Origin of the sequence: Pseudomonas chlororaphis subsp. piscium (genome assembly GCF_003850345.1) — a bacterium.
Taxonomy (GTDB): Bacteria; Pseudomonadota; Gammaproteobacteria; order Pseudomonadales; family Pseudomonadaceae; genus Aquipseudomonas; species Aquipseudomonas piscium.
Genome location: NZ_CP027707.1, coordinates 3,329,525 through 3,352,347, shown reverse-complemented (window position 1 = coordinate 3,352,347; position 22,823 = coordinate 3,329,525). Strand labels below are relative to the sequence as shown.

The window sequence follows — 22,823 nt, the reverse complement described above, 5'->3', positions numbered from 1 at the left end:
CGTCGCTCCTTGTTATGGTACCCAGTTCAGGCCACCGGTGAGGTGGATGGCCTGGCCGTTGATGAAGGCGGCCCCGTCGGAGACCAGGTACAGTACGGCCTGGGCCACGTCGTCCGGCGTGCCGAGGCGGCCGCTGGGGCATTGCCCGAGCCAGTGTTCGAAGGTTTTTGGCGCCGCCGTCTCGCGGCTCATGTCGGTGTCCACCAGGCCCAGCACCAGGGCGTTGGCGGTGATGCCGCGGCGCCCGTATTCGCGGGCCAGGGTCGCGGCCATGGCGATCAGCCCGGCCTTGGACACGTTGTAAGCGATCTGCCCGCTCATGCCGTGGGCGGCCACCGAGGAGAGCAGGACGATGCGCCCGCGGCGACGGGCGATGAGGCCCGGCAGCAGGGTCCGGCACAGGCGGAAGTTGCCGTCCAGGTTGACTTCCATCACCGCCCGCCAGTCGGCGTCGGGCAGCGACACGGCCAGGCTCGGGCGGTTGATCGCGGCATTGCCCACCAGTACATCGATGCCGTCCAGCAACTGGTCGGCCTCTTCGCAGACGGCATCGATGGCGGCGTCGTCGACCATGTCCAGGCGCAGGGCCAGGCAGCGTCGTTGCGGGGCGATCTCGGCCGCGTGGCGCTGCAGCGCGGTGGCGGCCTCGGCGCCCTGGTTCCAGGTGAAGGCGACATCATGGCCGGCCAGCAGCGCCTGTTCGACGATGCGCCGGCCGATGCCGCGGCTGCCGCCGGTGACGAGGAAATTCATGGGCGGGGCTCCCAGCGACCGAGGATCGCCACACAGTTGTTGCCGCCGAAGCCGAAGGCGTTCTTCAGCAGGTAGCGCACCGGATGCGCCACCGCGCCGGCGGCGCAGACATCGAAGTCGAGTTCCGGGTCGGGGTCGTCGAGGTTGATGGTCGGGTGCAACTGCCCGGCGCGCATCTGCGCGATGGCCGCCACCAGCTCCACCAGCGGTGCCGACCAACAGGTATGGCCGAGCATGGATTTCGGTGCGTTGACCTTGAGCCGGTCCAGGTGTGCACCGAACACCCGGCGGATCGAGCGCGCCTCGGTAAGATCGCCCATTGGCGTCGAGGTGGCGTGGGCGCAGATGAAATCGATATCGCCGGGCTGCAGGCGGGCTTCGCGCAGGGCGGCCTGGATGGTGCGGGTCTGGCCGTCTTCCTGCGGGCTTGGCTGGCGGCTGGCATCGGAGCGGGCGGCCACGGCGAGGACTTCGCACAGCGGCTCGGCGCCGCGGGCCTGGGCCAGGTCGGCACGTTCGAGGACCAGGCAGGCGCCGCCGTGGGCCGGGACGAAGCCTTCGCGGCGGCGGTCGAAAGGCCGGCTTGCCTGTTCCGGATGGTCGTTGAAGGAGCGCTGGCTGACCGCCTGCATCAGGGCCAGGGCATGCAGCTCCAGCGGCGAGTAGTCGAGCACCGGGGCCAGCACCACGACCCGTTCGGCATCGCCGAAACGGATCTCGTTGAACGCCGCGCGCAGCGCCAGGGCGCCGCTGGCGCAGGCACCGCCGACGCTGTAGCCGGGGCCGCGGATGCCGAGGACTTCCGAGGCCACCGCAGCATGGTCGGTGTCCAGCCCGGCGAGGCCGAACTGAACGTCGATATGGTCGGGGTCCTGCTCGAACTGGCGGAAATTGTTGTAGTGGTAGTTCTGGCCGATGTTGTGGCCGCCGACGATGATCGCGGTTTCGCCGTCGTCGCCAGCAGACAGGTCGAACAGCCCGGCGTCCTGCCAGGCGCGCCCGGCCATCAGCACCGACAGCGCGGTGGACCAGGGCAGGCGGTTGCTCGCCCGGCGCAGGCGCAGGCGCGGCGCATCCGTCAGGCTGTCGGCCAGGGCGGCAAGGCGGGGGCGCGGATCGAAGCCTTCCAGGCTGCCGCCGACCTTGGTCGCGATCTCGCGGTCGAAGCTGCTCCAGCGGCGAATGCCCGAGCGCCCGGCCAGCAGGTTGTCGAGCAGGCTGCCGGGGTCCTCGCCGAGGGCGGTGAGCACCGACATCCCCGTCACTACCACATTGGGCGTTTCAGACATGGCAGCCCTCCATCACCACCACGCTGCGCACCGCGCCGGCGACGCTGATGCGCCCGCCGAAGATCGCCAGCATGCCGTTGTCGTCGAGCATTCGTACCTCGATGTCCATGATGTCGCCAGGGCGCACCTGGCCAAGAAACTGGGCGCCGAACACCCGCGTGGCGAGGATGTCCAGCGGTTGCGCCGGGCAGCCCCGGGCCATGTGCAACAGGCACTGGCCGGCCTGGGCGATGGCTTCGCCCTGGAGCGCACCGGGGTAGATCGGGTTGCCGGGGAAATGCCCGCCGAGCACCGGATCCTCGGGATCGACCCGGCGCTGCGCGTGCAGCACATGGTCGTCCGGGTCCCAGGCCAGGACGCCGTCGATCAGGAGGAACGGCGGCCGGTGCGGCAGCATCTGTTCCAGGGGCGGAAAGGCAACCACCGCGGAGGATCCCGCAGTGGCTTGCAACAGTGGACCGCGACGCAGCCGGGCGAGCGCGGCGGCGACGTCTAGGGCGGTGCTGGTGCTGGCCATGTCAGGCCGCCCGGGCCTGGGTCACGGCCACGGCATTGTCCAGCACCCATTGCAGGGCAGCGTCGGCTTCCACCTTGGGCACCGCGGCCACCGCGCAGGAGGCGGCGTTGCGGCAGGCAATGCCGTAGTGCTCGTAGCCGGCGAACCACACCGCCTCATAGGCGGCGACGGTGTGTAACGGCGCGCCGTTGCCACTGCCACTGCGCAGCGCCTGGGTCAGGGGTTCCATCAACGCCTTGACAGCACCACGGTAGCCCTCAACCTGTTGCCGGGTATTGGCGTTGAGGGCGACGCCACGTGCCAGGCTGCGGGTCTCCAACAGGGCCTGTTCGTAGGCGCTGATGACGCTGCTTACGAAGTGGTTGCTTTCCACTGCCGGGTCGCTGCTGGCCGCGTGCTTGGCGAAAGCCAGCGACAGTTCGCGGAATTCCGCTTCGCTGAAGAACTCGTCCTGCAGGGCAAGAAAGACCTTCACCGGCAGCGGGATCGGCAGGGTCGCCAGGATCTCCAGGGGCAGTTCGGTGGCGTTGTACTGGGCGAACATCTCGCGGATCTTCGCCTCGGGGAAATCGTCGCAACGGGCAAGCTGGATCACCCGGTCCACGGACATTGTGTAGCTCATGACGGGCTTCCTCTCAAATGTTGAACAGGGAGTAGGCGACGGTGATGATGTCGCCGGTGCTGGGGAAGGTCTTTTCGTACTTGTACGACGAAACCCTGTCACCGACGCCGAGGATGTTCGCGGAGTTGGTGCCGTTCATGCTGAACTGCAGGATGAACTGGGTGCCGTCCTCGGCTTGGTAGGTGACCTCGCCGGCCGGCGTCTGGCCGTTGGCGACGAACACGGTGGTCGGAGTCTTGGCCCGCACCGAGGTCGGCGGGGTGGTGGTCCAGTTGGCGTCGCTGAGGCTGTACCGGGTGCTGACCAGCACCAGCCGGCACGAGGTGGTGAGGGTACCGGTGCAGGTACGGTTGGGGGTTCCACTACTCATAAGCGTTCTCCATGATGGCCTTGCTGTGTGGGTGAGTCAGGATGCCGCGGCCAGAAGCGTGCCGGACAGGAAGTCCGCCGAGACACGGCTGACCGTGCTCGGCAGGGCGGAAAAAGCGGTGGCGGCGCTGGGCCAGCTCACGGCATTGCGCCTCGCGCCCATCGACCCCTTGGCCGTGGCGGCAGCGAGGAACACGTAATTCATCAGCTGTCAACGTCAGGGCGAGGATGCGGGCCGTGGATGAGTAGGACATTTAAACCTCTAGCTCTTTTAAGTTGGCATTACCTTTTCAAACTCTATAAGAACACCCCGATGGAAACTTGCCATTTGGTGCCAAAAGCGCAGCGAGCACATACCACGAAGTGATAAGTCAGTTGGTGTGTACCGATTGCCTCGAACTCAAGGGTTTGAGGGGCTTGGAGGGGGACTTTCCACTCAAATCGCGATTGGCGCAGGATGGCAAAAGCGATTTTGTCGAATCAAGGTCTTACGAAGCACATGAACACATCTGACATAGCACATTATTTAACATAATATACATTATGCGAATCATCATATGCAGAGCTGGGGCTCTGGTGGCCAGATTTGCAGCCTGGCAAAGCCTCCATTCTCGTAATCATGCACGGTGTGGCGTCGGTTGCCGCTGCACATTTGAATGCCGTCCTCAGAAACAACACCGTTGGCATCCCTCCGTCTAAAACCATGACGATAGCAATTGGCGCCACACCGATAAAAATCGCTAACTCTTGGATAAAGCTGACATTTTCAGCGAGACCGTTAACAACAGCTCGTCAAACTCGAACTCTTGGGCAGCTCTCCCAACAGAAAAAATCCAGGCTTTTACCAACTTGTCAATAGTGCCGTTGAGCGACTGTGCGGGAGGCTGCATGGTAGTAGGCTTTCATAGCGCCACACTACGCGAGTGCCCGATCTGTTCAGATTATTGATAAAGGCAGGTCAGGCCGATGTATAAGCCGCATGTCAGATAACCAGATAACTGAAAGGATTCGAACATGAAAAAGTCCATAACTGCTCTGGCCGTATCCGCGACACTCGCTTTCACCGCAGCTGTCGCGAACGCTTCCGTGCATCCGACCACCATCAAGGCTCCCCAGGCCGTCAATCAGGTGACAGCTTCTATTGACACGCCTTTCGGAACCCATCGAACAGCTGGCGAAATCCAGATGGCCAGCCTGGCCAGAAGTTGCTCCGATGGTCGATATTCCTGGTGGGAATACAGCGGTTGGGAAATCGTCGGCTGCCTCGTAAGCGGCCAGTGGTAATTATTCAGACGGGCCTGGTGCGTGACTTGCGTGGTGAGCGCGCACCAGAGCCTGTGAGTGCCAGTCAGCACGCAAACAACTCCATAACCAGATCGTCTCCCAGGCTTGAAGCGCCGTCGATCTAGCCGCTCGTAGCCAATAGCCAACGCCTTACATCTCACACAGCCAAATGCGCACAGACTTTTTACTGATGTTTGATAGCTTAAGGCCATCCAGCAGCATGCCCCCATAAGCAGAGCTGCTGCAGACAAGACATGGAGGCCTGGCAGTCATCATTCATCGAAGGCTGTTTCCATCAGGGACAAGGATCTGAAGCCGGCGACCACCTAATCCTCCATGACCAAAGATTCGCGCTCGCCACTTGATGGCCCGCAGTGTGCGACTTGTGCAGTACGTGCTGGTGCTCTCCCAAACGCCCTGTTTCACGATGAACAGCGCTTGGGAAAACCGCCCAGCACAATGGATTCCGGAAACCATTCAATAAACGGGGCGGACTCCGAAAAGCCAGACGAGTAGGAACTTATATATGGAGATATATCGTATGTCGGCTCAAGAAAACTTTGTTGGCGGATGGACTCCTTATCACGAACTGACTCCAAAGGATCGGGAAGTATTCAAAGAGGCCCTGGCCGGGTTCGTGGGTGTGCACTACACCCCTGAAAAGGTTTCGACCCAGGTCGTCAACGGCACGAACTATCGCTATCTGTCGAAAGCAACGGTGCCTGGTTCCTCGGACAGCTGGCAAGCAGTAGTGGAAATCTACGCGCCTATTAAAGGCAAGCCGCACATCACCCAGATCCACCGGATCTAAGCAGGGATCAACCCCATCGGGTCGCGCACAGGTTGCGCGGCCCGATGGTTCATCACGACGCCCTCCTTCCTGGCCCTCCTCCTCAGCAGTAACCGCCCCCACCCCTCCTCCTTGTGCAGTTGCTCCAGCCACCCAAGCCCCCCCGCTTTTGCGCAATCCTCTGGAATACTTGCCTGATCCTCTGAGCTTGCCGGGTATCGGATAGGAAAGCCTTTCCCCCTGGGCTAGAGTTCGATCACTAGGAGCCAGCCGCCATGACCCAAGCCAGCGCCGGCCAGGCATCGCCCCTGGCACAACCCCTCGATACCTCCTCGTATTTTCTCGTTTACTCACCGGGCCTTACGGCCAACTCCGAAGTATTCGCGGCCAGCCCGGCACACGGGGCAACGGATTAGCGTTCCTGCCCCTTTACCAGCGTTTCTTGACCAAGGATGCGCCTCGTAGCGCCTCCCTGAAGAAAAAACAAAGACACACCAACCGATGATCAGCAGGTGAGCCATGGAACTACGAATCAACCAAAAGGCCTATCAGGTCGATGCCGACGCCGACACGCCGTTGCTGTGGGTGATCCGCGATGACCTGGGCCTGACCGGCACCAAGTACGGCTGCGGCCTGGCCCAGTGCGGCGCTTGTTCCGTGCTGGTGGATGGCAACGTGGTGCGCGCCTGCGTCACCCCGGTGGCTGGGGTGGTCGGCCGCGAGGTCACCACCATCGAGGCGATCGAAACGGACGAAGTGGGCAAGCGCGTGGTGGCCGCCTGGGTCGAACATCAGGTGGCCCAGTGTGGCTACTGCCAGTCCGGCCAGGTCATGGCGGCCACCGCGCTGCTCAAGCACACCGCCGCGCCCAGTGATGCGCAGATCGAGGCGGCGATGGTCAACCTGTGCCGCTGCGGCACCTACAACGCCATCCGCACTGCGGTGCATGACCTTGCCGCACAGCCCGCCAAGAAGGAAAGCGCCTGATGAACAAGCCCATCGACTCCGCTAATGAACTTCTGAGCCTGGCGCTGGACGAGCCGGTCAACCTGTCTCGCCGGCGCTTTCTGACCGGTACCGCCGTGGGTGCGCTGGTGCTCGGCTTCGGCCTGCCGCTCGGCTCGGCCAGGGCCCTGGCCACCACGGCGACTGCCGCAGAACGCGGGACCCAGGTCCCGGCGTTTCTCGAGATTCGCCCGGACGGCAACGTGCGCCTGCTCAGCCCCTTCATGGAAGGCGGACAAGGCACCCACACCGCCATGGCCCAGATCGTCGGTGAAGAGCTGGATGCCGATCCCGCCACCTTCGTGGTCGAGAGCGCGCCGCCCGGCGAAGCCTATGTGGTGATGGAGAACGGTCTGCGCATCACCGGCGGCAGCATGTCGGTACGCATGAGCTATCCGACCATGCGCCGCCTGGGCGCCCTCGCCCGCGCCATGCTGCTGCAGGCCGGCGCCGAACAACTGGGCGTCCCGGTGGCCGAGCTGTCCACCGAGCCTGGCCGGGTGCTGCATGCCGCTTCCGGTCGTTCGCTGGGCTACGGTGAGTTGGCCGGTCGCGCCCTGGACATGCCGGTGCCCGACCCAACCAGCATCACCCTGCGCGACCCGAGCCAGTTCCGCTGGATCGGCAAGCCGGTGCGGCGCGTCGATGCCTACGAGAAATCCACCGGCAAGGCGCTGTACAGCATCGACCTGAAGGTCGACGGCATGCTCCACGCCGCCGTGCAGCACGCGCCGCGCCTGGGCATGACTGTGGGCAGCCTGCGCAACGAAGCGCAGGTCAAGACCATGAAAGGCGTGCACTCCGTTCACACCTTGCCCGGCGCTGTGGCGGTGGTTGCCGAACGCTGGTGGCACGCCAAGCGTGCGGTAGAAGCCCTCCAGGTTGACTGGCTGGAAGCGTCCGCCGATTCGAAGGTGCGGACGATGCCCGCCGATTTTTCCAGCGATGGCTTCCGCGACTTTCTCGCCACCCAGCAAGGCCCGGCCCGCGACGACGAGAACGAAGGCGATGTGGCCGCCGCCCTGGCCAGCGCCAAGACCAGGGTCGAGGCCACCTACCACAACCAGTACCTCAACCACGCCCAGCTGGAGCCGCCTTCGGCCCTGGCGCGCTTCAACCCCGACGGCTCGCTCGAGGTCTGGCTGCCCAACCAGGCGCCGGACATGTTCCGCGACGACATCGCCAGGCGCACCGGCCTTACCTCCACGCAGATCACCCTGCACTCGCCGCTGCTGGGCGGTTTTTTCGGCCGGCATTTCCTCTATGACTCGGGCAATCCCTACCCACAGGCCATCGCCCTGGCCAAGGCCGTCGGCCGTCCGGTCAAGCTGATCTGGAGCCGTGAGGAAGAGTTCGTGCGCGATGTGCTGCGCCCGGTCGCCGTGGTCAAGTTCCGTGCCGCGCTGGACGCCGAAGGCCTGCCGGTGGCGATCGAGGCGGTGAGCGCCACTGAAGGCCCCACCGAAGCCATCGCCGGCAAGCAGGGCGAAAAAATCGACCCTACGGCCGTCGAGGGTCTGTCGGGCAAGTCCTACGCCATTGCCAACAAACGCATCGCGCAGATCTACGTCAAGGGTCCGGCCATGCTCGGCTACTGGCGCTCGGTGGGCAATTCGCTCAACGACTTCTTTTACGAAGCCTTCCTCGACGAACTGGCTGACAAAGGTGGCCGCGACCCCTATGAGCTACGCCAGCACCTGCTGCGTGACAACCCGCGCCTGACCACGTTGCTACAGGCGGTGGGCGAACTGTCCGGCGGCTGGAAGCGTGGCCCGTTCACCGCCGAGGACGGCAGCCGACGCGCCCGCGGCGTGGCCATGGCCTCGCCGTTCGGCTCGCACACAGCGGTGATCGCCGAGGTGTCGATCGAGAGCGGCCAGGTCAAGGTCCATGACATCTGGCAGGCCATCGACCCGGGCAGCATCGTCAACCCGGCGATAGTCGAGGCCCAGGTCAATGGCGCCGTGGCCCTGGGGTTGTCCCAGACATTGCTGGAGGAAGCTGTCTACGTGGACGGCAAGCCACGGGCGCGCAACTACGACCTGTACCCGATCCTGCCCCTTTCACGCATGGCGCGGGTGCATGTGCGGATAGTCGAGAGTGGCGAAAAGATGGGCGGCATCGGCGAGCCACCGCTCCCCGCAGTGGCGCCGGCGGTGGCCAACGCGGTGGCGCGGCTGACCGGCCAGCGCATCCGTAGCCTGCCATTGAGCCGATACACCTTCAGCTAACCGACAAGGACTGCACATGAATAACAGCCGATTCGCAAGAACCGCAGGCTGGCTGGCCTTGCCGTGCCTGGTCGCGGCAGGCCTGCTGGCCTGGTATGTGACCCGCCAGCCTGCCTCGCCCTTTGAACAGGAACAGGCCGCAGCGAGCAGCTTCAACCCCGCACTGGTGAGCCGCGGCGAGTACGTCGCCCGGGTCAGCGACTGCGTGGCCTGCCACAGCCTGCCAGGCAAGACGCCCTTCGCCGGCGGCCTGGAAATGGCCACGCCGCTGGGGGCCATCCACGCCACCAACGTCACCCCCGACCGGGACACCGGCATCGGCGCCTACAGCCTGGCCGACTTCGACCGCGCCGTGCGCCATGGCGTCGCGCCGGGCGGCCGGCGGCTCTACCCGGCCATGCCCTACCCGTCCTACGTCAAGCTCAGCGACGATGACATGCGCGCGCTGTACGCGTTCTTCATGAAAGGCGTGCAACCGGCCAACCAGCCCAACGTCCCCAGCGATATTCCCTGGCCGCTCAATATGCGCTGGCCCATCGCGCTGTGGAACGGTCTGTTCGCCCCGAGCACGCCCTACGCGGCCAAGCCCGCCGAGGACGCGCTGTGGAACCGCGGCGCCTACATCGTCCAGGGACCGGGCCACTGCGGCAGCTGTCACACCCCGCGCGGCCTGGCGTTCAACGAGAAAGCCCTGGACGAGTCCGGCGCGCCATTCCTCGCTGGCGCCCTGCTCGACGGCTGGTACGCGCCAAGCCTGCGCCAGGACCCCAACACCGGGCTGGGACGCTGGAGCGAGCCGGAAATCGTGCAGTTCCTCAAGACCGGGCGCAACAAGCATGCGGTGGTCTACGGCTCGATGACCGAAGCCTTCAACAACTCCACCCAGTTCATGGCCGACGAGGACCTGGCCGCGATCGCCCGCTACCTCAAGTCGCTGCCCGGCGACCCGCAGCGCGACGGCACGCCCTGGCAGTACCAGGCCGTGTCCGCCGCCACCCGAGTGGACAGCCCCGGAGCCCATACCTACGTGACCCGCTGCGCTTCCTGTCATGGCCTGGACGGTCAGGGCCAGGCCGAGTGGATGCCGCCCCTGGCCGGCGCCACCTCGGCACTGGCCAAGGAAAACGCGTCGGCGATCAACATCACCCTCAACGGCTCGCAGCGCATCGTCAGCGCCGGCGTGCCGGACGCCTACCGCATGCCGGCCTTTCGCGAGCAGTTGTCGGACCGGGAAATCGCCGAGGTCCTGACCTTCGTGCGCGGCACCTGGGGCAACCAGGGTAGCGCGGTCGATGCACAAGCGGTCGGCAAGCTGCGCGGGCATACCGACCCGGCCAGCAGCAGCCCGATCGTCCTGCACATGCGCTGAAAAGAAGGGCTGCAGGCGATCCCCTCCTCCAGGATCGGATTTGCCGGCAGCCCCTCCCATGAACAACCGAGGTCCCCATGGAAAGCATCGATCTACTGGTCCTGAGCACCGCCCATGACTGGCTCCAGGCCGGCCAACGGGTCCTGCTCGCCACCGTGGCCCGCACCTGGGGCTCCTCGCCCCGCCCCGTGGGTTCGATGATGGCCCTGCGCGGCGACGGTCGGGTGGTGGGCAGCGTGTCGGGCGGTTGCATCGAGGACGATCTGATCCACCGCTACACCAGCGCCTACAGTGGCAACGGCCTGCCGGACGGGCCGCCACAGGTGGTGCGTTATGGCATCAGCGCCGACGAAGCCCACCGCTTCGGCCTGCCCTGTGGCGGCACGCTGGAACTGATCCTCGAATTCACGCCATCGAGGCCTGCCCTCGAACGGCTGCTGGCCCAGCTCAACGCCGGCCACCTGGTGCGCCGCAGCCTGGACCTGGGCAGTGGCCAGGTGGCCCTGGCCACCAGCAACGCGCCGGAGCAGTTCGTCTTCGATGGCCAACAGATGGTCAACACCCTGGGCCCCGGCTACCGCTTGCTGCTGATCGGGGCTGGCGCATTGGCCGAGTACCTGGCGACCATGGCGCTGTTCAACGGTTTCCGGGTCGCGGTCTGCGACCCCCGCCCCGAATACATCGGCGGTTGGAGCATCGCGGGCGTGGAGCAGTTGGTCGGCATGCCGGACGACGTGGTCCGGGCCTTCGCCCCGGACCTGCGCAGTTGCATTGTCGCCGTCAGCCATGACCCCAAGCTCGACGACCTGGCCCTGCTCGAGGCACTGCACAGCCCGGCCTTCTACATCGGCGCGATAGGTTCGCGGCGCAACAGCCTGCAACGCCGCGAACGCCTGATCGAGCACTTCGGCGAGAGCCAAGCCTCGCTCCAGCGCCTGCACGGCCCGATCGGTATCTACATCGGCAGCAAGACGCCCGCCGAGATCGCCGTGAGCGTCATGGCCGAGATCCTCGCCGCCAAGAACGGGGTCGCCCTGCCCCGCGCCGTCGACATTTCGAATGCCAAGCAGGCCCGCGAGCAACTCGACTCCGTGGCGGCACTTTGAGTCAGTCCGGGGCCGGCCATACCGACCTCCCCTAGACCGCCAGAACGCTGCAAGACGCCTGATACAGAATATGTTCGGTGGTGCTGCCCAATAGCTTGGCCAGCCCACGGGACTGGTTTCTGCCCATCACGATCACATCCACATCCTGGGCGTGGGCAAACTCGCTCAGCACCGAGACGGGTTGCCCCCTGATGAAGTGTCGACACTCGGCCGGCACGCCAAAACGCTCGGCCAGCCTGAGGAAAGATTGCTCCAGATCCTCGTGCAACTCCCTGGTAAGACCCGCCAGGGTCAGGTCGACGCCGCCCATATCCGCCAGAAAGGCCGCGGAAATATCACAGGCATACAGCAGGTGCAGCTCGGCATCGCACTGCAATGCCAGGCCGGCGGCCTGATGGATGATCCGCTCATTGAGGTCGTTGTCCGCAGGCTCGGTATCCGACACCTCGACCGCTGCCACGATCTTGCGGGGCAAGGCGTAGCCATTCCCGCCAATCAGATAGACCGGTATCGGGCAGTGGCGCAGCAAGTGCCAGTCCAGAGGGGTGAAGAACGCGCGCTTGAGCTTCGGCTCATGCTGTATCTGCTTGATCAGCAGGTCGGGTTGCATTTCCACGACATGGTCGAGGATGTCTTGCTCCATGTCATCGACCCATGCCACCTCCGTTGTCACGGCAAGCCCCTTGCCATGCAGGTCTTCTACCTGGGCCTCGAGCCAGTCGCGCTGGTCCTGCAGGTAACTTTCCCGGGCTTGTTTGCGGTCGCCCTCTTCAAGCAACGACAGAATATCCAGAGACCTCAGCAAGGCCGCGATATGCAGGCTCGCACCGCTGGCCTGGGCCAGGGCGGCGGCGTGTCCTATGGCGTGGGCATGGCGTTGAGCCGGGTTGATGATCAGCAGCAACCGTTGATACTGGCTCATGATCTAACCTCCAGACAGGTGGGCCTTCGGCGCCAGACGCCCATTGATACAGGCATCCGCGTCAATCCAGATTCCTCCCTTAGCGCCTCCAGGGTGCTGATCCATGTCAGATCCCCGCGCAATGCGCCGACATGATCAATAATTCATCAATGGGCCCCCTCGCGGCTGACCATACGTCAGTTGGCCTGCTCCACGACCGGACGGCTTGATACAGATCAAACGCACACCACCGGCCAGAGGCAGGATCGCAGCAAGGTTTCACGGCCACAGACGCGTTGCCGTTGCCTGCCATTACCCACGGGAGATTTGTCATGTCCGAGCAATCACGCTTCATGCTGGTCGCCTCGCCGCTGATGGAAAACAGCCCGGCCTTCGATCGGGCCGCCGCGCTGGCCAGGGCCGAAGGCGCGGCACTGCACATCGTGGCCTTCGACTACCTGGAGGGTTTGGCCACGGCCAGCCTAGTCAACGAACAGGCCCTGGAGCAAATGCGCCTAGGCTACGTCGAGCGCCATCGCCAATGGCTTGAAGAGCAGGCCCGCCCGATGCGCAAACTGGGTGTCACCGTCACCACTGAAGTGGTGTGGGTGCAAAACCCGCTGCAAGAAATCCTGACGCACCTCAAAGAACAGCCCATGGCCCTGCTGATCAAGGCCCTGGAGCACCAATCGCTGCTGTCGAGGGTGTTTTTCACCCCCCTGGATATCCACTTGCTGCGCGAATGCCCGGTGCCCCTGCATTTTGTCAGCCACCTGCAGCATGCGCTGCCCCGCAGGATCGTCGCGGCGGTCGACCCATTCCATCGCGATGACCAGTACCAGGACTTCAACGACCGGATACTGCATGAGGCGACAAAACTGGCCAGTGCCTGTAACGCCGAACTCGAGGTGGTCTATGCCCATGACCTGTCTTCTATCGGCGCGGACGAATTCAATTTCGACCAGAGCTCGACGTTCTTCTCCTCAAGCAAAGCCAAGACCCTGTTCGACGCACAGGGCGCTGCCCTCAACGCACTGGCCGGACGCAACGGCATTCCAGCGGAACGCCAGCACATGATCATGGGCAACCCGGCCAAGGTCCTTGCCAGCTACGCCGAAACCCATGACATCGACGTGATTGTCATGGGCCGGATCGGCCATCGTGGTGGCTTGGGGCGCCTGATCGGCAGCACGGCGGAGCAGTTGCTGTACAAGATGCCTTGCAGCGTATGGGTGGTGTCGCCAGAGGTGTTGACGGCTGGATAAAAGTATTCCCCCGCGCGCCTGACCGGCATCGAAGGACGTCCCTGGTACCCGACAACCTCGCGGCCTTTACCGGTCAGCCATGGCGGTGCGCCAATTGCGTGAGGTAGGCGCAGAACATGTCTGCCATCGCGTCGGCGTAGGTCTCGATCTCTGCGGCGGTACGCGGGCTTTCTGAAAACTCCTTGCCCGCGCTGCTGAGCGTGCTGGTAATCAAGTCGGCGGCCAGGGCTCGGATTGCCGGTGACGCGTCGGGCAGCGCCTCCTCCATGAAAGCCTGGAAAATCCTCTCGCCCTGCGCCTTGACGGCCTGCGCTTCGGGGGCGTGACGATACAACGGCGCGGCGTCGTTGAGCGCCACGCGCATCCTGGCCTCCTCGCATTCGGACTGGATAAACACCTGGACCAAGATGCGCAGCCGTTCCAGTGGGGCTTTGCCAAGGTCTTCGAGAATGCTGCGCAGCATCTGCGTGGTCTGTTGCCACTCATCGCTTTGCAGCCGGAACAGAATCGCCGCCTTGTTCGGGAAGTATTGGTACAGCGAGCCGATGCTGACGCCGGCCTTTTCGGCCACCCGCGCCGTAGTGAAACGCTGCGCGCCTTCCTTGGCCAAAACCTGAGTAGCGGCTTGCAGAATCGCCGCGACCAGCTCCGTCGAGCGGGCCTGTTTAGGCGCTTTTCGCGAGGAAACCTGCGGGGTTCGGCGGTTGCTCATGAGGGCCTGACAGGGCCGGAGCCAATGCGAATAGCGGATGCAGTCACTTGCTCATATCCTCTAAATGCGACGAATTGATCGCATTTTAGCCACGCGCCGCCAGGCGTCAATTTCGGAAGGGATGCCCCATGACCACCACACTGACTACCTCCCCACTCGCACCCTTGCTCGATCGCCTGTTCGAGCAGGCCGATACGGCGACCAGCCCGGCCGTCGCCGGCATCCCCCGCGAGGAACGCAAGCGCCTGATGCACAGCAAGACCGAATACCTGGATTTCTATGGCCGCCTGAAGGACCTCTGGCTGCCGGTTTCGCGCGAGACCGGCGGGCTGCTGTACATGCTGGCGCGCAGCACCCGGGCCCGACACATCGTCGAATTCGGCACCTCGTTCGGCATCTCGACCCTGCACCTGGCGGCGGCCATCCGCGACAACGGCGGCGGCCGCCTGATCGGCAGCGAGTTCGAGGCATCCAAGGTGGAACGGGCGCGCCAGCACCTGCTCGAAGGCGGCCTGGCTGACCTGGTGGAAATCCGCGAGGGCGACGCGTTGAAGACCCTGGCGGTCGACCTTCCCGAGTCCATCGACCTGCTGCTGCTCGACGGCGCCAAGGCGCTGTATGCCGACATCCTGGCCCTGGTCGAAAGCCGCCTGCGGCCGGGCGCGCTGATCGTCGCCGACAACACGGACTACTGCCCGGACTACCTGGCACGTGTCCGCTCGCCCGGCAGCGGCTACCTGTCCGTGCCCTTCGGCGACGACGTGGAGCTGTCGATGCGGCTCGGCTGAGTCCCGTAACCATGAAGATCTGCCGCCCGCGACGCGGCAGATTCGCCTACTGCCGTCCCGTATCGCCCTCCCCATCTCACGCAATGCTCGCCAAAGGCTGGCCCTATACCCGATCTGGCATGGATGGATCGCCAAATACCATTATTCGGGCCCGCCTGGCCCTTCGATAATCCCGCTCCATCGACCCGGCTTGCAGCGCTGGACAAACCACCGGCCGCATCGCCTGGACATCCCTGAGCTCCCCGAAAATCAAGGCAGAGACTTCCACCATGCACATCAAGGCTGCTGTTGTTCGCGAGTCTGGCGGACCTTTCCTGATCGAAGACCTGGAACTAGAAGCGCCCCTGGAGGGCGAGGTCCTGGTCAGGATCCTTGCCTGTGGCATCTGTCACACCGACCTGATCATCCGCGACCAGTTCTACCCTACCCCCTTGCCCGTGGTGCTCGGCCATGAAGGCGCGGGCATAGTCGAGGCCGTGGGGCTTGGGGTGAAGTCGGTCAAGCCGGGGGATCATGTACTGATGTCGTTCTCCGCCTGTGGCAGCTGCCCCAGTTGCGTGGAAGGGGCAAAGGCCTATTGCTGGCACCACATGCAGATGAATTTTTCCGGCATGCGTTATTCCGGCAAGGCCTGGGACGTGCCGGCGCCGCTGTTGAAGCGCCTGCCGTCGGGCAGCGTGGAGCGGATCAATGGCGCCTTCTTCAATCAGTCGGCACTGGCGACCCACGCCATTGCCACCGAGGACAACGTGGTGGTGGTCGACGCCGATCTCGACCTGAAGATGCTGGCGCCCCTGGGGTGTGGCTTCCAGACCGGCGCCGGGGCGATTCTCAATACGTTGCGGCCTGAGGTCGGCAGCTCCCTGGTGATTACCGGCGCCGGCAATGTCGGCCTCGCCGCGGTGATGGCCGCGGCGATCAGCCATTGCCATCCGATTATCGTGATCGACAGGGTGCCTGAGCGCCTGGCGCTGGCCCGGGAACTGGGGGCCACCCATGTCTTCGACTCTTCCGATAGCGACCCGCTGCCAGCGGTATTGGCGCTCTGCCCCGGCGGCGTGCGTTATGGGCTGGACACCACCGGCCATCCCGCGGTGTTGCAGTCGATTTTCCAGATGCTCCAGGCGCGAGGCATATGCGGCCTGATCGGCGGTTCCAAGCCCGGCGCCGAGGTCAGCCTGGACATGACCCACTTGCTGTTCGGGCGCACCGTGCGCGGGATCCTGCAAGGCGACAGCCAACCCAAAAAGTTCCTGCCGCAACTGGTCAAGCTATTCCGCGATGGCCTGTTCCCCATCGACCGCCTGATCCGGCACTACCGCCTCGATGAGATAGAAAACGCCATTGCCGACATGAAATCGGGGGCCACCATCAAGCCCGTGCTGCTGATGGAGTGAACGCCAATCAACCTTGCAAGGAGTCAGGCATGAGCCACCCAAGCCATATCCAGGAGTACCAAGGGATCATCGACACCCTCGGCCACTACATCGCAGGCAACAGGCTGGCCAGCAGCGAGGCGATGAAGCCTGCGTTTCATGAGCAGGCAACGATTTACGGCCTCAACGGCACTGAGTTTTTCGGGCCGGATATCCAACAGTTGTATGATGACATCGATCGGTTCCCGGCCTCCCCCGATCTGCAATCCAGCGTCACCCGCGTCGATATCGTCGGCAACGCCGCCAGCGTCCGTCTCGACCTGGATAACGTCGATGGCCACAGGTTTACCGACTTCCTCAATCTGCTGAAGATCGATGGGCAGTGGACAGTGATCAGTAAAGTCTTCTATCTGCACCCCGGCCCTGCCTGAGGCCGTGACCTGAATGGCGCTGCCGCCGCGCCTCAGTGATCCTCGCGCCCCGCCCACTCCACCGGGTACAGCGCCAGGTAGCTGTCGACGGCATCGCCTATGGTCGGAAAGAACGCCGCTTCGCCCAGCCGCGCGAACAGCCCGAACCGCTTCAGCTTGTCCTTGACCGGGTCTTTCATCTCGGCCACGCACAACTTGATGCCCGCCGCGTGCAGGCTGTCGTCCAGCTCCGCCAGCATGTCGGCGGAGGTCACGTCGACGCTGGTCACCGGTTCCGCCGCCACCACCAGCCAGCGCACCGGCGTTGGCGAGGCCGCCACGGCGTCCAGCACGCGGTCATGGAACAACTCGGCGTTGGCGAAAAATAACGGCGCATCCCAGCGAAACAGGACCACGCCGGGGATGAGCTGCGCGTCGGGATAACGCTTGATGTCGTGATAACCCCTGACGCCTTCCGCCCGCCCGAGAACCGCCGAATAAGGGCGCCAGCCATCCCATAGAAACTCGATGACGGCGATCACGATGGCCAGGCCGATGCCCTCGATCGCACCCAGCACGGCCACGCCTATGGTGCAGACGATGGACAGCCAGAACTCCCAGCGCTGGATGCGATAAATCCGTCGCAGGTCGCTGACTTCGATCAGGCCGATGGCGGATGCGATCACCACCGCGGCCAGGGCGCTGCTGGGCAGGTCTTCCAGCAGGTCCGGTGCCAGCACCAGCAGCAAGGCCACGGCCAGGGCGCCTATGACTCCGGTCAGCTGGGTCTTGGCGCCGGCGGCCTCGGCCACAGGGGTGCGCGACGAGCTGCTGCTGATGGCAAAACCCTGGAAAAGACCGGCGGCCAGGTTGGCGACGCCGAGCCCGACCATTTCCTGGTTCGGGTCGACATAGGTGCGGGTCCGCGCCGCGTAGACACGGGACAGCACACTGGTATCGGCGAACGAAACCAGGGCCAGCGCGCAGCCGCCGATCAGCACCGGAACGATATCGGCGCGGGTGATCCAGGGCATGGCGAACGCCGGCAGGCCTTGTGGCAGCGAGCCCAGGACCGAGACGCCGGCGGTTGCCGCAAGGTCCAGTACAGCAACGGCGACCGTCGCCGCGGTGACGGCGATCAGGATGCCCGGCACCCGCTTGTGGTTTCTGAACAGCAGGATCACCGCCAGGGTCGCCGCGCCGACCATGAAGGCGGTCCAGTTGGTGTTCCCTTCCAGCAACGCAGCGGCGATGGCCCACAGGTTGCGCAGCGGCCCCTCGGCGTCCACCGAAAAGCCGAAGAGTTTCGGCAACTGACTGATCAAGACCGTCAGCGCGATGCCGTTCATGTAGCCGTAGCGGATCGGCTTGGAGAGCAGCTCGGTGACAAACCCCAGCCGCGCGATGCCGGCCAGGATGCACACCGCACCCGCCACTATCGCCATCATCCCCGCCAGCGCCACCGCGCGCTGCGGGTCACCACCGGACAGTGGCAGGACCACGGCGAGGATCACCGCGGCCAGCGAGGAGTCCGGCCCCAGCACCAGGATCCGGCTGGGGCCGAACAGCGCATAGGCGAGCAACGGCACTATGGTCGCGTAGAGGCCATAGATGCCGGGCAGGCCCGACGCCGCCGCGTAGGCGATGCCGACAGGCACCAGCATGGTGGTCAGCACCAGCCCGGCCACCAAGTCATAACGCAACCAGGCGATCCGGTATTCGCGCAGCATGCGCAGCCCCGGTAGCCAGCGACTCCAGCGGTTCTGCCCGTCGCCGGCATCCCGACGGGCGATGCGGCCGGGTTCCGGGACGGGCGGTGAAGACCCCGAGTGGCTCATGGGACGCGGGTCCTTTGCTGTACTGCGCAGGTTGGCTTACAGGTGCCGCTCAGAACTTCTCCGGAACCCGCCGCAGCGGATGGTCCGACGCCCGATAGCCGCCCGGCTTCTGGCGTTTGGGCAACACCACTGGCTCCCGTGGCACGTCCTTGTAGGGAATGCGGCTGAGCAGGTCGGAGATGATATTCAGGCGCGCGCGGCGCTTGTCGTTGGAGTCGGCCACCAGCCAGGGCCCATGTTCGGTGTCGGTGGCCTTGAACATCTCGTCGCGGGCGCGGGAGTAGTCATACCAGCGGCTGTATGACTTGACGTCCATGGGCGTCAGCTTCCAGATCTTGCGTCCGTCCTTGATCCGCGCTTCGAGCCGGCGGGTCTGCTCTTCCGGGCTGACCTCCAGCCAATACTTGAGCAGGATCACGCCCGAGTCGACGATCGCCCGCTCCACCAGCGGCACCGCCTTGAGGAAGGCGACCGCCTGCTCTTCGCTGCAGAACCCCATCACCCGCTCGACGCCCGCGCGGTTGTACCAGCTGCGGTCGAAGATCACCACTTCGCCCGCCGCGGGCAGGTGCGGCAGGTAGCGCTGCAGGTACATCTGGCTTTTCTCGCGGTCGGTCGGCGCCGGCAGCGCCACCACCCGGAACACCCGCGTGCTCAGGCGCTCGGTCAGGGCCTTGATGGTCCCGCCCTTGCCGGCGCCGTCGCGCCCCTCGAAGACGATGCAGATCTTGATGCCCTTTTCGCGCACCCACTCCTGCAGCTTGACCAGCTCCACATGCAAGCGGCGCAACTGGTCCTCATAGTCTTTTTTTGTCAGTTTCGCATGCTCAACGGCAGCACCCTTGGCGGCGCCCTTGTTGTTTTTTGCCATGACCGGAACCTCGTGCCAGACGTTATAGATCGCGTGAGTCTAGTCGATGATCCGGCATCCACAGGGCTGTGCAGGCCGACTGGGAGCGCGGCAAGGACAAGCGCCCTCGCCCGCCCCCTTGGCTCAGAACACCGCGATATGGGCATCCGTGCGCGGTTCGGTGCCGCCGCACAGCACGCCGGTTTGCGGGTCGCGCAGGATGATCTGCCCGCGCCCGTAGCTGGTCAGGTCGCAGGCCACCTGCACCTCGTGCCCGCGCCGCGCCAGGGCGGCGGTCATGTCCCGCGAGGCGTTCTGTTCAATCCCCACTTGCAGCCCGCCCAGCCATTGCCAGCGCGGCGCATCCAGGGCCGCCTGCGGGTTGAGGCCGAAATCCACCAGGTTCATGACCATCTGCACATGCCCCTGGGGCTGCATGTAGCCGCCCATCACGCCAAAGGGCCCCATTGGCACGCCGCCCTGGCTGAGGAACCCCGGGATGATGGTGTGGAAGGTCTTCTTGCCCGGTGCCAGGCAGTTGGCGTGCGCAGGGTCGAGGCTGAACTCTTCGCCGCGGTTCTGCAGGGCGATGCCGCTGTCGGGCAGCACCACGCCCGAGCCAAAGCCGTGGTAGTTGCTCTGGATGAACGACACCATGTTGCCCTCGGCATCGGCGGTGGCCAGGTAGACCGTGCCGCTGGCGTGCGGGTCGCCCGGCTGCGGGGCCAGGGCCTGTTCGCCGATCTGCGCCCGGCGCTGGGCCGCATAGCGGTCGCTGAGCAGGTCCTCCACCGCGACCCGCATATGCGCGGGATCGGTGATGTAGTGCAGGCCGTCGCTGTAGGCCAGTTTCATCGCCTCGAGCTGGCGGTGCCAGGTCTGCTGGCTGTCGCGGTGATCGAAGTCGAAGCCTTCGAGAATCTTCAGGGTCATCAATACCACCAGGCCCTGGCCGCTCGGCGGAATCTCCCAGACGTCCACGCCGCGATAGTTGACCTTGATCGGCTCGACCCACTGGGCGCGGTAATCCTGCAGGTCGCTGGCGCGCAGGTAACCGCCGGTGGCCCGCGAGTGCTGGTCCAGGCGTTGCGCCAGGGCTCCGCGATAAAAGCTTTCACAGCCAGTGGCGGCCAACTCCGCCAGGGTCCTGGCTTGCGCCGGGTTGCGAAACATCTCCCCGGCCCGGGGTGCCCGGCCGTCGATCAGATAGGTGTCGAACCAGCTATCGAGCACGGTATTGCGGCTCGGGGTGAAGTTCTCCAACGCGCTTTGCCATTGCAGGGCAACCACCGGCGACACCGGGAAGCCGTCCTGTGCCAGGCTTATGGCGGGCTGCAACAGGTCGGCGAATGGCAGGCGGCCGAAACGCTTGGACAGTTCGGCCCAGGCCGACGGGCAGCCTGGCACCGTCACTGGCGTCCAGCCGTGCAACGGCATCTGTTCATGGCCGGCGGCTTTCACTGCCTCGATGCTCAGGGCCTGGGGGGCGACGCCGTTGGCATTCAGGCCGTGCAGCTTGTTCTGGGTCCAGACCAGGGCAAAGGCGTCGCCGCCGATGCCACAACCGGTGGGCTCGACCACGGTCAAGGCCGCCGCCGTGGCGATCGCCGCATCGATGGCGTTGCCCCCGCGACGCATGATTTCAATGCCGGCCTCGGCGGCCAATGGCTGGGAGGCGGCGACCATGCCGCGCTTGGCGAACACGCTTTGCCGCTGGGAAGCGTAGGGATACTCGTGGGCAGAAAATTTGAACATGGCAGGACTCACACAAGGTTGAGGGTTCGGGTTCACAACACCCGGCTGAGAAAGGCCCGGGTCCGGGCGTGGCGGGGCTGGCTGAAGATCTGTTCGGGCGGGCCCTGCTCGATCAGCTCACCCTGATCGAGCACCACCACCCGGTCGGCCACTTCGCGGGCAAAACCCATTTCGTGGGTGACCACCACCATGGTCATGCCCTCTTCCGCCAGCTCCTTCATCACTTGCAGGACTTCGCCCACCGTTTCCGGGTCCAGAGCGCTGGTCGGTTCGTCGAACAGCATGGCCTGGGGTTTCATCGCCAGCGCCCGGGCGATCGCCACCCGCTGTTGCTGGCCGCCAGACAACATTGATGGATAGTGGCCGGCCTTCTCCGCCAGCCCCACGCGCTTGAGCAGCGCCCGCGCCTGTTCCTCCGCGGCGGCGCGTGGCACGCCCAGGACGTGGACTGGCGCTTCGATGATGTTTTCCAGGGCGGTCATGTGCGGGAACAGGTTGAAGCGCTGGAACACCATGCCGATGTCCCGGCGCTGGCGGGCGATGTTGCGCTCCGAATCACGCACCAGGCTGCCGTTGGCCCGGGTGCGGTAGCCCATGGGCTGGCCGGCGACGCGGATCTGCCCGGCCTGGATGTCTTCCAGCAGATTGATGCAGCGGATAAAGGTGGTCTTGCCCGAGCCGGAGGCGCCGATCAGCACCACCACTTCGCCGCGCCGGACTTGCAGGGAGATGCCCTTGAGGATCTCCAGGTCGCCGAAGGACTTGTGAATATCCAGGGCTTCGATGACCAGTTCTTCGCTCATGTGCGCCATGCTCAACGCCCCCTCAGCAGTTTCATAGTGTTACGCCCAAACAGGCGGCTGGCGGCCGGCGCCGGCCGCTCGGACTGGCCGAAGCGGTTCTCCAGCCAACGCTGGAAAAAGCCCCAGAGCGTGGTCAACGCCAGGAAGTAGATGGCGACCACCAGGTACAACTCGAACACCCGGAAGGTCGCCGAAGTGACCATCTGGGTACTGAGCAACAGCTCCTGCACACCGATGACGCTGACCAGGGTGGTGTTCTTCAGCATCACGTTGAACTCGTTGCCCAGTGGCGGGACTATCACCCGGAACGCCTGGGGCAGCACGATGCGCCGCATCAGCTTGGCGAAGGTCATGCCCAGGGAACGCCCAGCTTCGTACTGCCCCTTGTCCACCGCACCGATGCCAGCGCGGATGATCTCGGCCATGTACGCGCCTTCGTTGAGGCCCAGGGCGATGATCGCCGCCTGGATATTGCCCGGCACCACGAACCAGCCCAGGTCCAGGTCCTCGAAGCGGAAAATCCCCCCGGCCGCCAGCGCCGTGTACAGAAACACGATCTGCACCAGCAGCGGCGTGCCGCGCATCAGCCACACATAGAAGCGCACCGGGTACTGCAACAGCGGATTGCGCGACAGCTTCATCAGCGCCGCCAGCAACCCCAGCACACAGCCCAGGAGCATGGCCGACACGCTGATCAGGCAAGTCAGCCCGAGCCCCGTCAGGTAGACATCGCTGGGCAGCAACAGGTACTGCCAGAACACGTCCCAATTGAAGTTCATCGAGCCTGCCC

23 protein-coding genes are annotated in these 22,823 nt (G+C 64.8%); 10 read left to right on the top strand and 13 right to left on the bottom strand.

The genetic code is table 11. The annotated features are described in order from the left end of the window. Positions 1–12: 12 nt before the first annotated feature. Genes C4K38_RS15545 through C4K38_RS32300 form a run of 6 tightly spaced genes read right to left on the bottom strand, consistent with a single transcriptional unit; the run spans position 13 to position 3,755 of the window. Complete coding sequence (locus tag C4K38_RS15545; protein WP_053279142.1) at positions 13–753, bottom strand: SDR family NAD(P)-dependent oxidoreductase; 741 nt, start codon at positions 751–753, stop codon at positions 13–15. Then, positions 750–2,042 carry a beta-ketoacyl-[acyl-carrier-protein] synthase family protein gene (locus tag C4K38_RS15540; protein WP_053279141.1) on the bottom strand — a complete coding sequence of 431 codons (1,293 nt, stop codon included), beginning with the start codon at positions 2,040–2,042 and terminating at the stop codon, positions 750–752. The genes C4K38_RS15545 and C4K38_RS15540 overlap by 4 nt, the downstream gene beginning before the upstream one ends. Then, complete coding sequence (locus tag C4K38_RS15535) at positions 2,035–2,559, bottom strand: 3-hydroxyacyl-ACP dehydratase FabZ family protein (protein ID WP_053279140.1); 525 nt, start codon at positions 2,557–2,559, stop codon at positions 2,035–2,037. The genes C4K38_RS15540 and C4K38_RS15535 overlap by 8 nt, the downstream gene beginning before the upstream one ends. A gap of 1 nt (position 2,560) precedes the next feature. Beyond that, a complete protein-coding gene (locus C4K38_RS15530; RefSeq protein WP_124345282.1) occupies positions 2,561–3,181 on the bottom strand; it encodes a hypothetical protein in 621 nt (206 codons plus the stop codon). Between the two features lie 13 nt (positions 3,182–3,194). Then, a complete protein-coding gene (locus C4K38_RS15525; RefSeq protein WP_053279138.1) occupies positions 3,195–3,551 on the bottom strand; it encodes a hypothetical protein in 357 nt (118 codons plus the stop codon). 36 nt (positions 3,552–3,587) lie between these two features. After that, positions 3,588–3,755 carry a hypothetical protein gene (locus C4K38_RS32300; RefSeq protein WP_155772917.1) on the bottom strand — a complete coding sequence of 56 codons (168 nt, stop codon included), beginning with the start codon at positions 3,753–3,755 and terminating at the stop codon, positions 3,588–3,590. An 809-nt stretch (positions 3,756–4,564) separates the two neighbouring features. Between C4K38_RS32300 and C4K38_RS15520 the strand changes: the two genes are divergently transcribed. The 6 genes from C4K38_RS15520 to C4K38_RS15495 all read left to right on the top strand — a co-directional run bounded on the left by C4K38_RS15520 (position 4,565) and on the right by C4K38_RS15495 (position 11,335). Continuing rightward, positions 4,565–4,834: a hypothetical protein gene (locus tag C4K38_RS15520; protein ID WP_053279137.1), complete on the top strand. Its 270-nt coding sequence runs from the start codon at positions 4,565–4,567 to the stop codon at positions 4,832–4,834. A 541-nt stretch (positions 4,835–5,375) separates the two neighbouring features. Continuing rightward, the gene (locus C4K38_RS15515) at positions 5,376–5,645 is read left to right on the top strand and encodes a hypothetical protein (RefSeq protein ID WP_007925627.1); all 270 of its coding nucleotides are present in this window, start codon (positions 5,376–5,378) and stop codon (positions 5,643–5,645) included. A gap of 498 nt (positions 5,646–6,143) precedes the next feature. Then, a complete protein-coding gene (locus tag C4K38_RS15510) occupies positions 6,144–6,611 on the top strand; it encodes a (2Fe-2S)-binding protein (protein ID WP_025808911.1) in 468 nt (155 codons plus the stop codon). Next, positions 6,611–8,860, top strand: coding sequence for a xanthine dehydrogenase family protein molybdopterin-binding subunit (locus C4K38_RS15505; RefSeq protein ID WP_053279136.1), 2,250 nt, complete (start codon positions 6,611–6,613; stop codon positions 8,858–8,860). Before C4K38_RS15510 ends, C4K38_RS15505 begins: the two co-directional genes overlap by 1 nt. Before the next feature lie 16 nt (positions 8,861–8,876). Then, positions 8,877–10,229, top strand: a complete 1,353-nt coding sequence (locus tag C4K38_RS15500) for a c-type cytochrome (RefSeq protein ID WP_053279135.1) — start codon at positions 8,877–8,879, stop codon at positions 10,227–10,229. Positions 10,230–10,306: 77 nt separating this feature from the next. Then, positions 10,307–11,335, top strand: coding sequence for an XdhC family protein (locus C4K38_RS15495; RefSeq protein ID WP_053279134.1), 1,029 nt, complete (start codon positions 10,307–10,309; stop codon positions 11,333–11,335). Between the two features lie 31 nt (positions 11,336–11,366). On the opposite strand, the gene C4K38_RS15490 is transcribed toward C4K38_RS15495, so the two are convergent. After that, the gene (locus C4K38_RS15490) at positions 11,367–12,257 is read right to left on the bottom strand and encodes a universal stress protein (RefSeq protein WP_053279133.1); all 891 of its coding nucleotides are present in this window, start codon (positions 12,255–12,257) and stop codon (positions 11,367–11,369) included. A 311-nt stretch (positions 12,258–12,568) separates the two neighbouring features. On the opposite strand from C4K38_RS15490, the gene C4K38_RS15485 reads away from it, so the two are divergent. Continuing rightward, positions 12,569–13,501, top strand: coding sequence for a universal stress protein (locus C4K38_RS15485; RefSeq protein WP_053279132.1), 933 nt, complete (start codon positions 12,569–12,571; stop codon positions 13,499–13,501). Positions 13,502–13,574: 73 nt separating this feature from the next. On the opposite strand, the gene C4K38_RS15480 is transcribed toward C4K38_RS15485, so the two are convergent. Then, on the bottom strand, positions 13,575–14,213 hold the full coding sequence (locus tag C4K38_RS15480; protein ID WP_053279131.1) for a TetR/AcrR family transcriptional regulator: 639 nt from the start codon (positions 14,211–14,213) through the stop codon (positions 13,575–13,577). A gap of 128 nt (positions 14,214–14,341) precedes the next feature. Here C4K38_RS15480 and C4K38_RS15475 point away from each other — a divergent pair, with 128 nt between their 5' ends. The 3 genes from C4K38_RS15475 (at position 14,342) to C4K38_RS15465 (ending at position 16,808) form a co-directional block, all read left to right on the top strand. After that, entirely contained in the window at positions 14,342–15,001 is a 660-nt protein-coding gene (locus C4K38_RS15475) for an O-methyltransferase (protein ID WP_053279130.1), read from the top strand. Between the two features lie 269 nt (positions 15,002–15,270). After that, positions 15,271–16,398, top strand: a complete 1,128-nt coding sequence (locus tag C4K38_RS15470; protein ID WP_053279129.1) for an NAD(P)-dependent alcohol dehydrogenase — start codon at positions 15,271–15,273, stop codon at positions 16,396–16,398. 29 nt (positions 16,399–16,427) lie between these two features. Continuing rightward, positions 16,428–16,808, top strand: coding sequence for a nuclear transport factor 2 family protein (locus tag C4K38_RS15465; protein WP_053279128.1), 381 nt, complete (start codon positions 16,428–16,430; stop codon positions 16,806–16,808). Positions 16,809–16,840: 32 nt separating this feature from the next. Here the strand turns inward: C4K38_RS15465 and C4K38_RS15460 are convergent, their stop codons facing one another. The 5 genes from C4K38_RS15460 to C4K38_RS15440 all read right to left on the bottom strand — a co-directional run bounded on the left by C4K38_RS15460 (position 16,841) and on the right by C4K38_RS15440 (position 22,812). Further along, a complete protein-coding gene (locus C4K38_RS15460; protein WP_053279127.1) occupies positions 16,841–18,625 on the bottom strand; it encodes a SulP family inorganic anion transporter in 1,785 nt (594 codons plus the stop codon). 49 nt (positions 18,626–18,674) lie between these two features. Continuing rightward, entirely contained in the window at positions 18,675–19,496 is an 822-nt protein-coding gene (gene ppk2, locus C4K38_RS15455) for a polyphosphate kinase 2 (RefSeq protein ID WP_053279126.1), read from the bottom strand. 123 nt (positions 19,497–19,619) lie between these two features. Further along, a complete protein-coding gene (locus C4K38_RS15450) occupies positions 19,620–21,230 on the bottom strand; it encodes a gamma-glutamyltransferase family protein (protein ID WP_053279125.1) in 1,611 nt (536 codons plus the stop codon). A gap of 32 nt (positions 21,231–21,262) precedes the next feature. Next, on the bottom strand, positions 21,263–22,042 hold the full coding sequence (locus tag C4K38_RS15445) for an amino acid ABC transporter ATP-binding protein (RefSeq protein ID WP_025808922.1): 780 nt from the start codon (positions 22,040–22,042) through the stop codon (positions 21,263–21,265). Positions 22,043–22,044: 2 nt separating this feature from the next. Next, the gene (locus C4K38_RS15440) at positions 22,045–22,812 is read right to left on the bottom strand and encodes an amino acid ABC transporter permease (protein WP_053279124.1); all 768 of its coding nucleotides are present in this window, start codon (positions 22,810–22,812) and stop codon (positions 22,045–22,047) included. Positions 22,813–22,823: the final 11 nt, after the last annotated feature.

Bases quoted from the DNA above. Each gene is read 5' to 3' on its own strand.
- C4K38_RS15545 (WP_053279142.1), bottom strand. From the start codon at position 753: ATGAATTTCCTCGTCACCGGCGGCAGCCGCGGCATCGGCCGGCGCATC.
- C4K38_RS15540 (WP_053279141.1), bottom strand. From the start codon at position 2,042: ATGTCTGAAACGCCCAATGTGGTAGTGACGGGGATGTCGGTGCTCACC.
- C4K38_RS15535 (WP_053279140.1), bottom strand. From the start codon at position 2,559: ATGGCCAGCACCAGCACCGCCCTAGACGTCGCCGCCGCGCTCGCCCGG.
- C4K38_RS15530 (WP_124345282.1), bottom strand. From the start codon at position 3,181: ATGAGCTACACAATGTCCGTGGACCGGGTGATCCAGCTTGCCCGTTGC.
- C4K38_RS15525 (WP_053279138.1), bottom strand. From the start codon at position 3,551: ATGAGTAGTGGAACCCCCAACCGTACCTGCACCGGTACCCTCACCACC.
- C4K38_RS32300 (WP_155772917.1), bottom strand. From the start codon at position 3,755: ATGAATTACGTGTTCCTCGCTGCCGCCACGGCCAAGGGGTCGATGGGC.
- C4K38_RS15520 (WP_053279137.1), top strand. From the start codon at position 4,565: ATGAAAAAGTCCATAACTGCTCTGGCCGTATCCGCGACACTCGCTTTC.
- C4K38_RS15515 (WP_007925627.1), top strand. From the start codon at position 5,376: ATGTCGGCTCAAGAAAACTTTGTTGGCGGATGGACTCCTTATCACGAA.
- C4K38_RS15510 (WP_025808911.1), top strand. From the start codon at position 6,144: ATGGAACTACGAATCAACCAAAAGGCCTATCAGGTCGATGCCGACGCC.
- C4K38_RS15505 (WP_053279136.1), top strand. From the start codon at position 6,611: ATGAACAAGCCCATCGACTCCGCTAATGAACTTCTGAGCCTGGCGCTG.
- C4K38_RS15500 (WP_053279135.1), top strand. From the start codon at position 8,877: ATGAATAACAGCCGATTCGCAAGAACCGCAGGCTGGCTGGCCTTGCCG.
- C4K38_RS15495 (WP_053279134.1), top strand. From the start codon at position 10,307: ATGGAAAGCATCGATCTACTGGTCCTGAGCACCGCCCATGACTGGCTC.
- C4K38_RS15490 (WP_053279133.1), bottom strand. From the start codon at position 12,257: ATGAGCCAGTATCAACGGTTGCTGCTGATCATCAACCCGGCTCAACGC.
- C4K38_RS15485 (WP_053279132.1), top strand. From the start codon at position 12,569: ATGTCCGAGCAATCACGCTTCATGCTGGTCGCCTCGCCGCTGATGGAA.
- C4K38_RS15480 (WP_053279131.1), bottom strand. From the start codon at position 14,213: ATGAGCAACCGCCGAACCCCGCAGGTTTCCTCGCGAAAAGCGCCTAAA.
- C4K38_RS15475 (WP_053279130.1), top strand. From the start codon at position 14,342: ATGACCACCACACTGACTACCTCCCCACTCGCACCCTTGCTCGATCGC.
- C4K38_RS15470 (WP_053279129.1), top strand. From the start codon at position 15,271: ATGCACATCAAGGCTGCTGTTGTTCGCGAGTCTGGCGGACCTTTCCTG.
- C4K38_RS15465 (WP_053279128.1), top strand. From the start codon at position 16,428: ATGAGCCACCCAAGCCATATCCAGGAGTACCAAGGGATCATCGACACC.
- C4K38_RS15460 (WP_053279127.1), bottom strand. From the start codon at position 18,625: ATGAGCCACTCGGGGTCTTCACCGCCCGTCCCGGAACCCGGCCGCATC.
- ppk2 (WP_053279126.1), bottom strand. From the start codon at position 19,496: ATGGCAAAAAACAACAAGGGCGCCGCCAAGGGTGCTGCCGTTGAGCAT.
- C4K38_RS15450 (WP_053279125.1), bottom strand. From the start codon at position 21,230: ATGTTCAAATTTTCTGCCCACGAGTATCCCTACGCTTCCCAGCGGCAA.
- C4K38_RS15445 (WP_025808922.1), bottom strand. From the start codon at position 22,042: ATGGCGCACATGAGCGAAGAACTGGTCATCGAAGCCCTGGATATTCAC.
- C4K38_RS15440 (WP_053279124.1), bottom strand. From the start codon at position 22,812: ATGAACTTCAATTGGGACGTGTTCTGGCAGTACCTGTTGCTGCCCAGC.